The organism is Orientia chuto str. Dubai (genome assembly GCF_000964595.1).
Classification (GTDB): Bacteria; Pseudomonadota; Alphaproteobacteria; order Rickettsiales; family Rickettsiaceae; genus Orientia; species Orientia mediorientalis.
The window spans coordinates 31,140-43,432 of record NZ_LANP01000008.1 but is presented as its reverse complement, the minus strand read 5'-3'; the positions used below and the strand labels follow the sequence as shown (position 1 = coordinate 43,432).

The window sequence follows — 12,293 nt, the reverse complement described above, 5'->3', positions numbered from 1 at the left end:
TTGAGCTGGAGATGCAGTAATAAATAGCCATCCTGTTTCATTGGAAAACCATTCTTTTATACTAAACTTACCACCAGGTTTTAAGTATTGCAGTGAAGTAATATTCTTTCCAAGAGTAGACTGAATCCCAGAAGAAGTTTCAGGGGCACTTTCGCTTATAATACCTGCTACAGCTGTGTTTCTAAATGCTTTTGCAAATTGTCTATTATCAGAGTAAATAATTGTATCTATGAGTTGTTTAATATCCTTTTGATATAGCTTCACTGCCTCAGCTAAGACTAATTCAGCGTTTTTAGTAAAAAAGTTATCGATTCTAGGATTATAGCTACTAAAGCTATTGGCTATATCATGAAAATCAGCTATGAAACAATCATTCCAAGGTACCAATGTTCACGTTTGTCTCAAGTGGATTAAGTAGCTTATCACATCGAATAAAAATCTATAATAAAAGCACCGTAAGGTCAACAATTATTGCTCGCTGCAATCGAATTTGAGGTAGCAATTCATTAAGCATTTTTCCAGAACCAGAGTACCGGTAATAAGAATGTGTTGTCTTTCGCTATCCTTTACTAATGGAAGCCTGCAAAATTGATTTTGAGGCCTTTTTAGCTCTTTTTACATTTTAGCTATATAGTCTACAAGATCAGCACCTCTAATTTTGGCCTTAATAACCGTTTTTTTGCCTTGAGCAATAAAGAAAACAATTGAGATTATTGCACCAATAGTAAAAACAACTAATCCTTCTAACAATGCTGAATGTTAAAAATTGCCATAATTTGTATATTCTAAATCCATGTTGTCCTATAAAACTTATACACAAAGTCTTGAGCATTGAGATAAGTCCATTTTTTAAGCATTAAACTATAGAATTTAATACCTATTTCATCGATATCATAAAAATGTTCACCAATTGCTAGCTTAAGCTGTACATATCTCTCGATCGCAAAATAATACAAGCTACTTAAAAATAGTTTTTGATATAGTCGCCATAGAATCCAGAATATCGATAATCCAAAGCCAATTGTTAGAACATTAGCACTACCTTGGCCAAACATTCTTAACTTATGAGCAACTAGCTGTGATCCTCTAGTAAAATGACCTTGATTCCAAATATTCATCAATCAAGAGTATTTTTTCAACATCTGTAGTTTTTGCTCATATTCTTTTGCAACAGAAAAACTTTCTAATTCTTTTAACCTTTTAATTACTATTTCATATCCTATTATGATGTCAGGATTATATTTAACAGCTAAACGAAAATTCTCCTTAGCTGCTGCATGTTGTCCTAAATTTAGTAATGAAATTCCTTTTTCAAGATAATTTTCAGCAAAATCAGGTTTATACTCAATAGCTATATTATAATTCTCTATTGCATTCTGATGCTTTTCCATTTGTTCGAGAATCATTCCTTTAATATAATAAATATCTGCACAACTTTTATTATATTGTATTGCTAGGTCACAATTCTCTATAGCTTCTGAATACCTTTTCAGTAGGCTTAGTACATATGCTTTGTTATAGTACGCTTTTATATAACTAGGATCATATTTAAAGCTATATCATAATTTTCTATAGCTTCTTGTAGCTGTATTAAATTCATTAAAGCTATGCCTTTATTATAATAAGCTTCTGGAAAATAAGAGTCATATTTAATAGCGATATCAAAGTTTTCAATTGCATTTCCATACTGTCTTAAGTCGTTTAAAGAAGCTCCTTTATCGTTGTAAGCTTCTGCAAAATTATGTTTGTATTTAATTGCTAGGTCACAAAGTATTATAGCTTCTTTATATTTCCCAAGTCTTCTATAAGACACAGCTTTGTTATTATATGCTTCTGCAAAATGATTATTATATTTAATAGCTAAGTCGAAATTTTCTATTGCTTCTAGTGGCTTTTTTAAATTATTTAAGGCAATTCCTTTGCTATTATATGCCAATTTTAGAATAATTTGTAAAAATATTCTAAAATCACTGCTATAGCTGTATTTTTGGAGGCACAAAATGCAACATACAGTATACGATATTATAACCAATAGTTGCAATATCGCTAAAAATAACAGTAGCAATATTGATACAATTTTTTATCGTTTTATTGGAAATTTTATTCCCGCAGTTATACTGCAACGTAAGTCTAATAGAGGGTTCAACATATACTTTATCAACATGATTACGTTGTTCATTGATAGAGTATGCAACTCTAACAGGCGTGATGTGAAAGTTTTATATAGATCTTTAATAAAGGCAGTATTTGAAAGCATAATTTTAACACCTTTGTCAGTTAATTCATGAACAAAATTTCGTAGTCTAATTTGCTCTTTTTCATTAAATGGAATTCTGGTGTAGAATCGTTCTCCAGATTTATGATAAGGCGGATCAAGATAAACAAAATCTCCTTGTTTCGGTTCTATAAAGGAAAAATCCATCCCATAAATTGATACACCGGTTAAAAGTTTGCTACATTTATATATTCTAGAGCCAATATGGAGCTTAAGATATTGCTTATCAGAAAATGTTTGAGCTGATGTACCATCTCTATTGAGTCTATAAATTCCTCTGAAGGAATATTTATTAAGATAGATAAATTTTGCAGTTATATAATTGGGATCATTACTATAATAATTTATTCTATAGTAATAATTTTCTGAATGGTTTTCATGATATAGATTTAGTAATCTATTAACCTCTTCTGGATTCTTTTTTACAGCGTGATAGCTGGTGATTAAATCAAGATTAATATCAGATAAAAAACATTGTTTAAAAATGTGCTTTACTTGAAAAGCCCCTCTACCAGGTTCATAGTAATTATAGTATGGCCCTGAAGGAAGATGCTCTAATAATTTATTAATAATTCTCCTTTTACCACCAACCCAATGCAGGAAAGGTTTATTAGCAGTTGCTACTGACACAGAAGGTAATTTTGTTAGTAAAAAATCTCTGCTATAAATTATAGCATAAAACAAGCCTTAATGCTAGTAATAATCACTGCTACAGGGCTTTTTAAATACGTTTTTTTTTACAACCATGAATGCGATAATTTCGCATTAGTGTTTAATATTATGTAAAAATTTTTCAGATTTTAAGTTGAAAATTAGTGCTAAATTTCCTAAATTTTTATTATTTTCATTTTCGGCATTTGGTTTTAATTTTTTTTGTAATATTGACAAATTTTATAAATTTAATTATAGTTAAAGTTGAATATTAAAAAAATTAATAAAAGTTAACACAAGTTAATAGTAGGTTCTATAAAGTGTAAAAGTTAATAAAAATTAACTTTTACACTTTATATTGAATATGACTTTCAACCTTTTTCAGTAGACAATGTTATATGTTAATAACAAAATTTCATAAGGACTAAAATTAGTAAATCCGTTTTTAATTAGGAAAAGAGAACCTCCCCTCTTATATCTCACTTCAATTTAAAGCTATATTTTAGAATTCCTAGACAATTCTATTGATTTATAATTTTTGCCTATAATGTTTATAGGCATATCAAGATAAATTTGCCTTTGGATAAAAATTGTTACTATTTAGAACTTGATATAAGCTGTTTAATACCTAAATTAATTCTTTCCTTTTCCATATCAACAGCTAAAACCATGCATTCTATTTCCTCACCCTTATTATAATTTTTTAGTGGAGAATTATTCAAATCCCCATACCTTGGAATATCAGATTCATGTATCATACCATCAATTTGATATGTTGTTTCGCTAACTTCATATTCCTTACCATCAATATCATATTTAACTGCATCAGTAGTAACAGACAGTGCTACAAACATTCCAAAATTTGTTATATTACGTAATGGAGCTTTAACAATAGTCCCTACTGGAAATTCCTTAACTAAAACTTGCCATGGATTAGGCTTACATAACTTTAAGCTTAACGAAATTCTATGTCTTTCTTTATCAATGTCTAAGATTTTAAATATAACTTCTTGCCCAATAGTTAATGATTTTTTAGGATTTTGATTGATTTTATCCCAGCTAAGATGCCCTGAATGACATAATCCCTCTAGATCCTTTGTTACCTCAATAAATACACCATATTCTGCAATACTTTTTACCTTACCAACCTTAATATCATCTATTTGTATATTCTTATCAATATCATCCCATGGATTAGGACTTAATTGCTTCATACCAAGTGAAATCTGACCAGAGCTTATATCAATACCAATAACTACAACTCTTACTTGCTGCCCAACTTGTAACTCTTCACCTGGATGATTAATTTTACGCCACAAAATATTTATAGAATGTAGTAATCCATCTACTTTTATATCAAATGTTAATTCATCAGAACCAGAAAGCTCAACAAAGGCTCCATAATAAACAATACTTTTTACAACACCATTTAGTATCATCCCAACATGTATTTTAGATAATACTTCCTGCCGTATACCAGATCTAGCCTCCTCTAAAACAGCCCTTCTTGATACCACAATATTACCAAGTTTTTTATCCATTTTTAAGATTTGAAATGGCTGCACTATATTCATTAATGGAGCAATATTTTTAATAGGCCGTCGCACGTCAACTTGACTTCCAGGCAAAAACGCTACAACACCTGAAAGATCTACAGTAAAACCACCCTTTACTTTACCAAAAATAACACCATCAACTAGTGAACCATTTTTTTGAGATTCTTCAAGTATAGACCAAGCTTCTTCTCTTAAAGCCTTCTCACGGCTTAACACTGTACGACCATTACGACCTTCAAGTTTCTCAACATATACATCAACTAAGTCACCTATTTGAGGCAAAGGAACGTCACTTGCAAGTTTAAACTCTGATAGAGGAATTTTACCTTCATTTTTTAACTTAATATCCACTATAACTACTTCATCATCTATATCTACAACTTTTCCTTTAACAACAGTTCCAACTTTTATTGGTTCATTTTTCTTTAGCTTATTAAATAGCTCTTCGAAATTTTCCTGAGCTACAACAGATTTACTAGTAGAAATAAATCTTTGTTTTAAATTTTTTTGTGTCATATTTTAACTTAAAAAATAATACGTTGCTCTCCGTGCCTAACTAACAACTTCATGATTTAATATATTATAAACTATTATTATGGCACATAATAATTCATATTCTTTTTTAGGAGTACTTTTAACTATATAAGCAAAACTCTATTTTTATATTTCTTAACCTGATCTTCTCTCATTAGCCTGAATTTTTTCTGCCATACTTCTGGAAACTTGTTCATAATGAGAGAACAGCATGCTATATTGGGCCCTCCCTTGAGATAAAGACCTTAAAGTACTAACATATCCAAACATTTGTCCAAGGGGAGCACAAGCATTAATAATTTGAGTATTACCCCTAGGCTCAATGCTTTGAATTACACCTGATCTACTATTAAGATCACCAATAATATCTCCCATATATTCATTAGGAGAAATCACCTCTACTTTCATAATAGGACCAAGCAATTTAGGTCCTGCTTTCGTTATTCCCTCCTTAAATGCATTTTTAGCTGCAATTTCAAATGCTAACACACTAGAATCAACTTCATGAAAACTACCATCAATCAAGGTCGCTTTGAAATCAATTGTAGGATAACCAGCTAAAACACCCGCTTCTTTTATTTCTTCTAATCCTTTTTCTACACCTGGAATAAATTCTTTAGGAATAGCTCCTCCAACAATCTTACTTTCAAATTGAAATCCAGAACCTGGTTCTAAAGGCTCAAAAATGATTTTGACACGAGCAAACTGCCCAGCACCACCAGTTTGCTTTTTATGAGTATAATCTACTGTATAAGATTGAGTAATAGTTTCTCTATATGCTACTCTTGGAGCTCCAACATTAACCTCGACTTTAAATTCCTCTTTCATACGATCAATAACAATTTCAAGATGCAGCTCCCCCATACCCTTAATTACCATTTGATTTGTTTCATGATCTACAGTAAAAACTAACGAAGGGTCTTCAGCTGCCAACCTTATTAAAGCTGCTGATATTTTTTCTTGATCTGATGGCGTTTTTGGTTCAACTGCAAGCTCAATAACTGGCTTAGGGAATTCTATTTTTTCTAAAATAATTTGATGTTCTAAAGCACAAATAGTATCACCAGTAGTTGTATGCTTTAACCCTGTAAGCGCTATTATATCACCTGCTACAGCCTCTTTAATATCTTTCCTATTATTAGCATGCACTAAGAGCATACGACTAATACGTTCCTTTTTATTTTTAGTAGTATTTATAACAGTACTTCCAGTTTGTAATCTCCCTGAATATATTCGAACAAATGTTAACGAGCCTACAAAAGGATCATTAATTATTTTAAAAGCTAAAGCAGAAAACGGTTCATCTACACTTACTTTTCTACTGATTTCTTGTTCTGTTTGAACATCAACAGCTTTAATACTATCTATATCACTAGGGGAAGGCAAGTAATCAATTACTGCATCTAGCAAAGGTTGAACACCTTTATTCTTAAATGCGCTACCACAAAGCACTGGTACAAATAATCCAGATATTGCACCTTTTCTAATACATTTTATAATATCTAATTCTGATACCTCATCACTTGCCAGGTAAAAATTAAGTACTTCTTCATCAACCTCAACTATTGTTTCTAATAGTCGATGTCTATAATCCTCAGCCACTGCTTGCATATCACTAGGAATATCCTGATATTTATATTTCGCCCCCAAATCTTCATTACTCCAAACGATAGCTTTCATTTTTACTAAATCAATTACACCTTTAAAGGTATCTTCAATTCCGATAGGTAACTGTATTACTAATGGTGTAGTACCCAAACGATCCTTCATCATCTGAACACATCGAAAAAAATCTGCTCCCATTCTATCCATCTTATTTACAAAGCATATTCTAGGAACTGAATATTTATCAGCCTGTCGCCATACTGTTTCAGACTGAGGCTCAACTCCTGCAACACCATCAAATACAGCAATCATACCATCCAATACTCGCAATGCTCTCCCTACTTCAATAGTGAAATCTACATGACCAGGAGTATCAATGATGTTAATTTTATATTTTTTTTCATTCTTCATCCAGTGACAAGTCGTTGCTGCAGACTGTATAGTAATCCCTCTATCCCTTTCTTGTTTCATATAATCCATAATAGTAGTACCATCATGAACTTCCCCTATACTATAAGAAACGCCAGTATAATATAAAATCCTTTCAGTAGTTGTTGTTTTTCCAGCATCAATATGCGCTCCAATTCCAATATTCCTTACGTGAGATAATTTATGATTTTCTGACATAGATTAATTACCCCTAGACCTTCTTCTAGTAATTAAATGAGCAAAGGCTTGATTTGCTTCTGCCATTTTATGATTATCATCCTTTTTCTTAATTGCTCCTCCTCGACCATTTGAAGCTTCATATAATTCCTCTGCAATTTTTTGCCATGTATGCTTTTCAAAAGTCCTATTAGCAGCTGCATTAATAATCCATTTAATAGCTAAAGTATAACTCCTTGACTCACTAACAGGAGAAGGAACCTGGTAAGTTGCCCCTCCCAACCGTAAAGATTCAACTTGAAGGGATGGCTTAACATTATTACATGCAACTTCTAACATCTCATATCCATCTGTTTTATATTTTTGTTGAATATACTGAATTATCTTATTAAGCATTTTTTCAATAAGCTCTTTGTTACCATTACGTATAAGCTTATTAATAAACTTACCAACTAACATTCTTTGATTATCTGTACCAGCAGACATGTTTTGATAACTTGGTAACAATCTTCTTTTTATTTCTGTAGAACGACGCGACATATTATTCTCTAAATTAACACACTACTTTGGACGCTTTGTACCATACCTTGAACGACCTTGCTTTCGATTCTTAACCCCCTGAGTATCATATACACCACGGACTATATGATAACGCACACCTGGCAAATCTGGTACCCTTCCACCTCTTACCAGCACCGTAGAATGCTCTTGTAAGTTATGCCCTTCTCCGGGAATATAAGCATTAACACAAGTACCATTTCTAAAACGCACACGAGCCATCTTTCGTAAAGCAGAATTAGGCTTTCTAGGTGTAATAGTTTTAACTAAAACGCATACCCCCTTAGCAAATGGATTACCATTCAGAGCTGGGGACTTAGAAGTCCTAACTTTAGACCTGCGTCCATAGCGTACTAGCTGATTGTTTGTTGGCATTAAACTTAAGCTCTCCAAAATAATGTTATGGTTAAATTCTAGTATTACTATTAAAAGCTCTACAAAATATTTAAGTCTAAATAATTACTTAATACTATTTAAGGAACAAACATATCTAATTATATAAAAAAAATCAAGCAACTTTAAAGAATTTTATTTTCTATTGATCACTAGATAAATTATCATACAATATGGAATCATAATTTATTTTAATCATTGAGTATTAATTACAATGAATTCGCAATATTGTCTTGGCCACAGAAAAAGATTAAAAGAACGCTTTTTACAATCTATTCCTGGTAATAGTTTACCTGACTATGAGCTACTAGAGTTATTGCTATTTCACTCAATTAAAAGACAAGATGTAAAACCGATAGCTAAAGATTTACTAAAGCAATTTACTACCTTAACAAACGTGATTTATGCTGAAAAAGACAAGCTTATGTCTATACCTATGGTTAGTAATTCAGTATGTATACCAATATTTTTGGTTAAAGAATTTATCCATAGAATTTTAGCACAAAAGGTAATGAATCAACATATACTAAGTTCTTGGTCATCTCTATTAGAATACTTAAAGATGACTATTGGTAAAGCTAAAATTGAACAATTTCGTATATTATTTCTTAATAAAAAAAACATTGTCATAGCAGATGAACTGCATGGAACTGGCACAGTTGATCAGACTCCAGTATATCCAAGAGAAATAGTCAAAAGGGCTTTATTTCATGAAGCAAGTGCTATAATACTCGTGCATAACCATCCTAGCGGTATCCCTAAACCATCAGCAATAGATATTGAAATCACCCAAAAAATAGTTGAAGCTTGCAAAACATTTAGCATTGTTGTACATGATCACGTCATTATCTGCAGCAATGATTTTTTTAGTTTTAAATCAAACTTGCTTCTATAATTAGTAGAATTAGCTAATATATAATACATGCAATTATTAAGTCAACATACTCTCAGAATTATACAAAGCATACTTTCAAGTAAATATGGGAAAGAGTATGCTGATATAGTATTACATTGGAATAAAATTGTTGGCTACAAGCTTGGCAAGCAATCATGTCCACAAAAAATGATTTATCAAAAAGATTCTAACAATAGCATGCTATACGTTAATGCTTATGATTCAGTCACCAATCTTGAATTAAATTTTCAACGAAAGCTAATTATTGAGAAAATTGCTATTTATTTAGGCTACAAAATAATGAAGATTATAATAAATGTAAAACCCCATAGAGGCTAAAAAAACTCTATTTTGGATTAGGAAGGATTAGGTAGAAGGCTTACAGAGATAAATTATGAAAAAATAACTTCACAAAATGGTTTACAAAAGACTCATTAATAATATACCAAGATCGTTTTATATCATGCATTCTATGTTCTGTTCTCATTTTTTCTATTTCTATTGCTACAATTATCTTAGCTAGTCACAAAAATGATTTAATTCCTCTCTATAAATGAAGATTATAATAAATGTAAAATTCTTACAACGATATGCTCTAGAGTGATTAACTTTTTTTCTTATTGCAGCAACAACCAAATTCTAATCATGAATGAACTTCGAACTACTATTATTTACCACTGCAAGAATAATCTCTCTGTTTGAGATAATATATTATGCAAATCTTAATCTGATTTTTTTCTTGCAAGGTAATTTAATAACATTAGTTAATAATATAACTCAATAAGTAATGAGATAATTTTTATTGCTTATTTTATATAAATCTTATAGAAAGAAAATTAAACTAAATTTATAAAAAAAATTAAGCAATGAATAATGATAATAGGCTAAATCTTATTTTAGCAATAACTTTGTCATTGGCAATTATTTTAGGATGGCATTTTTTTTATGAGAGGCCTCGCTTAATAAAAATCTCTAGCACACAAACAGTAGATTATAACAAGCACTCTAATACTTATCAACCTTTACTGCATAACACTGGATTTAAAGATAAAGCAGACATAATTAACTATAGTACTAGAGTAAAAATTATTACTAATAAGTTGCATGGTTCAATATCATTAAGAGGATTAAGATTTGATGACCTAGTACTAACAGACTATAAACAAGATGTTTTAGAAAATAGTCCAAATGTTGAACTACTATCTCCTTCAGAAACAGCCGCAGCTTACTTTGCTGAAGTTGGTTGGTATGGTGCTAAAGATACAGATTCAGATCTTCCAAATAGTGATACAGTATGGCAAGCAGATAAATATGTACTACATGCTAATGATATAGTAACACTTACTTGGATTAATAAACACAATGTACAATTTATAGTTAGTATATCAGTAGATGATAATTATATGTTTACTATTAATCAATCTGTTATTAATAACAGCAAACAACAGATTACTGTTCAACTACATGGTCTAGTGCACCGTAACTTAGTAGAAAATGACAAATCTGTCAATATTTTACACCAAGGTCCTATAGCATCAATTGATAGCTACTTAAACGAAGTTTCTTACTCTAAGTTAAAAAACAAAAAGCACATTAATTATAACCTAAATGTTGTTAATTGGCTAGGTATAAGCGATAAATATTGGCTAACATCATTTATTCCAGACACTAAGTACCGTTATTCTACAAGCTTTATTCATGGTAAAGCTGAACTTGACAAATACCAAGTTAGTTTCTTATCTCCTAAAGAAGTAATTAATTCAAATGGCGGTAGTTTATCTGTTATACATCATCTATTTCTTGGAGCTAAGGAAGTCAAATTATTAGACCATTATGCTGAAAAATATAATATAAAACTATTTGACAGAGCAATTGATTTTGGTTGGTTCTATATTCTTACTAAGCCTCTTTTTTATACTCTAAGCTTTTTTTACAAATATTGTGGCAACTTTGGTGTAAGTATTTTAATTGTTACAGTGTTAGTAAAAATAATAATGTTTAGTTTAGCTAATCGATCATATTCTTCGATGAAGAAGATGAAAGACTTACAACCTAAAATTCAGTACCTTCAGGAACTATATGGAAAAGATAAAATCAAATTTCAACAGGAAGTAATGGCTTTATACAAAAAGGAAAAAATAAATCCAGTTGCAGGCTGTTTACCTGTATTAATGCAACTGCCAGTCTTTTTCTCTTTATATAAAGTTTTATATGTAACTATAGAAATGAGACATGCGCCTTTTTTTATCTGGATTAAAGACCTATCAGATATTGATCCAACTTGCATATTTAATTTATTTGGTTTGCTACCTTTTCATGTTCCTAGTTTTTTAAACATTGGAGCTTGGCCTATTTTTACTGCGATCACAATGGTACTGCAGCAAAAAATGAATCCAGCCCCTACTGATCCAGTTCAAGCTCAAGTACTAAAATTTATGCCATTAGTGTTTTTAGTAGTGTTTAGTAGCTTTCCAGCTGGGTTGCTAATTTACTGGACATGGAATAATATATTATCAATGTTACAACAACTTGTTATCAATAAGCTTAATAATAAATGAAAGAACTTATAGGTAATAACTTAATAAAAAACAAGCTAAAGCTTTTTAAGCAGGAGGCTAAATTTCTTCAAGGAGCAACTAGTAGAAGTCAGTTTCCTATAACTAATATGTCAGAATTTGCCTTTATCGGCAAATCAAATGTTGGCAAATCTTCTTTGATTAATTTATTATGTAATAGGCACAGCCTTGCTAGAGTTTCTAAAACTCCTGGCCGAACTAGAGAAATAAACTTTTTTTTAATAGCAAACAAGTTAATTTTAGTTGATTTACCAGGTTATGGTTACTCTAAGGTAGCAGCAGTTATATGTAAAAACTGGGAGAAATTGATCTTAAATTATTTAGAGAATAGAAAAAATTTAAAACTAATATATGTATTAATTGATGCTAGGCGGGGAATAAAAAATAATGATCTTGCAGTAATAAATTTAGTGCATCACTTTAATTATAGTGTAAAAATTGTTTTTACTAAGGAAGATAAGGTTTCATCATCAGAAAAAAGTATTTTAATAACTGCAAGCAAAAAACTGCTTAATTTTAATGATAAAGTAATATTTACAAGTATTAGGAATAAAAATGGTGCGCAAGAAATTCAGCATAATATACTCAAATACTCTAAATGAACTTGATATTAGTACTAAGAATTCACAAAGTCATAGCTATAA

At 30.6% G+C, this 12,293-nt stretch carries 13 protein-coding genes and 1 pseudogene; 4 read left to right on the top strand and 10 right to left on the bottom strand.

Annotated elements, in window-relative coordinates; translation table 11 throughout:
• The 10 genes and pseudogenes from OCHUTO_RS04810 to rpsL form a co-directional block, all read right to left on the bottom strand.
• A partial coding sequence (locus OCHUTO_RS04810) for a type IV secretion system DNA-binding domain-containing protein (protein ID WP_045797623.1) occupies positions 1-387 on the bottom strand: 387 nt, incomplete at its 3' end.
• A gap of 228 nt (positions 388-615) precedes the next feature.
• Positions 616-750 (bottom strand): hypothetical protein, encoded by a 135-nt coding sequence (locus OCHUTO_RS06770; protein WP_269745474.1) that lies wholly within the window; start codon positions 748-750, stop codon positions 616-618.
• Between the two features lie 35 nt (positions 751-785).
• Entirely contained in the window at positions 786-1,118 is a 333-nt protein-coding gene (locus tag OCHUTO_RS04805) for a TraD N-terminal domain-containing protein (protein WP_232296928.1), read from the bottom strand.
• A 3-nt stretch (positions 1,119-1,121) separates the two neighbouring features.
• Positions 1,122-1,391 (bottom strand): hypothetical protein, encoded by a 270-nt coding sequence (locus OCHUTO_RS06295; RefSeq protein WP_232296927.1) that lies wholly within the window; start codon positions 1,389-1,391, stop codon positions 1,122-1,124.
• A gap of 137 nt (positions 1,392-1,528) precedes the next feature.
• Positions 1,529-1,936, bottom strand: coding sequence for a tetratricopeptide repeat protein (locus OCHUTO_RS06285; protein ID WP_045797161.1), 408 nt, complete (start codon positions 1,934-1,936; stop codon positions 1,529-1,531).
• A gap of 208 nt (positions 1,937-2,144) precedes the next feature.
• Positions 2,145-2,905, bottom strand: a pseudogene (locus OCHUTO_RS01875) (DNA adenine methylase); the annotation flags it as partial.
• 617 nt (positions 2,906-3,522) lie between these two features.
• Complete coding sequence (locus OCHUTO_RS01870; RefSeq protein ID WP_045797160.1) at positions 3,523-4,998, bottom strand: S1 RNA-binding domain-containing protein; 1,476 nt, start codon at positions 4,996-4,998, stop codon at positions 3,523-3,525.
• Positions 4,999-5,151: 153 nt separating this feature from the next.
• Positions 5,152-7,248 (bottom strand): elongation factor G, encoded by a 2,097-nt coding sequence (gene fusA, locus OCHUTO_RS01865; RefSeq protein ID WP_045797159.1) that lies wholly within the window; start codon positions 7,246-7,248, stop codon positions 5,152-5,154.
• Between the two features lie 3 nt (positions 7,249-7,251).
• Positions 7,252-7,767, bottom strand: a complete 516-nt coding sequence (gene rpsG, locus OCHUTO_RS01860; protein WP_045797158.1) for a 30S ribosomal protein S7 — start codon at positions 7,765-7,767, stop codon at positions 7,252-7,254.
• A 21-nt stretch (positions 7,768-7,788) separates the two neighbouring features.
• Positions 7,789-8,160, bottom strand: a complete 372-nt coding sequence (gene rpsL / locus OCHUTO_RS01855; RefSeq protein WP_045797157.1) for a 30S ribosomal protein S12 — start codon at positions 8,158-8,160, stop codon at positions 7,789-7,791.
• A gap of 232 nt (positions 8,161-8,392) precedes the next feature.
• On the opposite strand from rpsL, the gene radC reads away from it, so the two are divergent.
• The 4 genes from radC to yihA all read left to right on the top strand — a co-directional run bounded on the left by radC (position 8,393) and on the right by yihA (position 12,251).
• Complete coding sequence (radC, locus tag OCHUTO_RS01850) at positions 8,393-9,073, top strand: RadC family protein (RefSeq protein WP_045797156.1); 681 nt, start codon at positions 8,393-8,395, stop codon at positions 9,071-9,073.
• Between the two features lie 27 nt (positions 9,074-9,100).
• Positions 9,101-9,412, top strand: coding sequence for a DciA family protein (locus tag OCHUTO_RS01845; protein ID WP_045797155.1), 312 nt, complete (start codon positions 9,101-9,103; stop codon positions 9,410-9,412).
• Between the two features lie 527 nt (positions 9,413-9,939).
• Positions 9,940-11,631: a membrane protein insertase YidC gene (yidC, locus tag OCHUTO_RS01840; protein ID WP_045797154.1), complete on the top strand. Its 1,692-nt coding sequence runs from the start codon at positions 9,940-9,942 to the stop codon at positions 11,629-11,631.
• Positions 11,628-12,251, top strand: a complete 624-nt coding sequence (gene yihA, locus OCHUTO_RS01835) for a ribosome biogenesis GTP-binding protein YihA/YsxC (protein ID WP_045797153.1) — start codon at positions 11,628-11,630, stop codon at positions 12,249-12,251. Before yidC ends, yihA begins: the two co-directional genes overlap by 4 nt.
• Positions 12,252-12,293: the final 42 nt, after the last annotated feature.

What these genes read in the sequence shown, in the direction of transcription:
- OCHUTO_RS04805 (WP_232296928.1), bottom strand. Translation starts at nt 1,118, where the DNA reads ATGAATATTTGGAATCAAGGTCATTTTACTAGAGGATCACAGCTAGTT.
- OCHUTO_RS06295 (WP_232296927.1), bottom strand. Translation starts at nt 1,391, where the DNA reads ATGGAAAAGCATCAGAATGCAATAGAGAATTATAATATAGCTATTGAG.
- OCHUTO_RS01870 (WP_045797160.1), bottom strand. Translation starts at nt 4,998, where the DNA reads ATGACACAAAAAAATTTAAAACAAAGATTTATTTCTACTAGTAAATCT.
- fusA (WP_045797159.1), bottom strand. Translation starts at nt 7,248, where the DNA reads ATGTCAGAAAATCATAAATTATCTCACGTAAGGAATATTGGAATTGGA.
- rpsG (WP_045797158.1), bottom strand. Translation starts at nt 7,767, where the DNA reads ATGTCGCGTCGTTCTACAGAAATAAAAAGAAGATTGTTACCAAGTTAT.
- rpsL (WP_045797157.1), bottom strand. Translation starts at nt 8,160, where the DNA reads ATGCCAACAAACAATCAGCTAGTACGCTATGGACGCAGGTCTAAAGTT.
- radC (WP_045797156.1), top strand. Translation starts at nt 8,393, where the DNA reads ATGAATTCGCAATATTGTCTTGGCCACAGAAAAAGATTAAAAGAACGC.
- OCHUTO_RS01845 (WP_045797155.1), top strand. Translation starts at nt 9,101, where the DNA reads ATGCAATTATTAAGTCAACATACTCTCAGAATTATACAAAGCATACTT.
- yidC (WP_045797154.1), top strand. Translation starts at nt 9,940, where the DNA reads ATGAATAATGATAATAGGCTAAATCTTATTTTAGCAATAACTTTGTCA.
- yihA (WP_045797153.1), top strand. Translation starts at nt 11,628, where the DNA reads ATGAAAGAACTTATAGGTAATAACTTAATAAAAAACAAGCTAAAGCTT.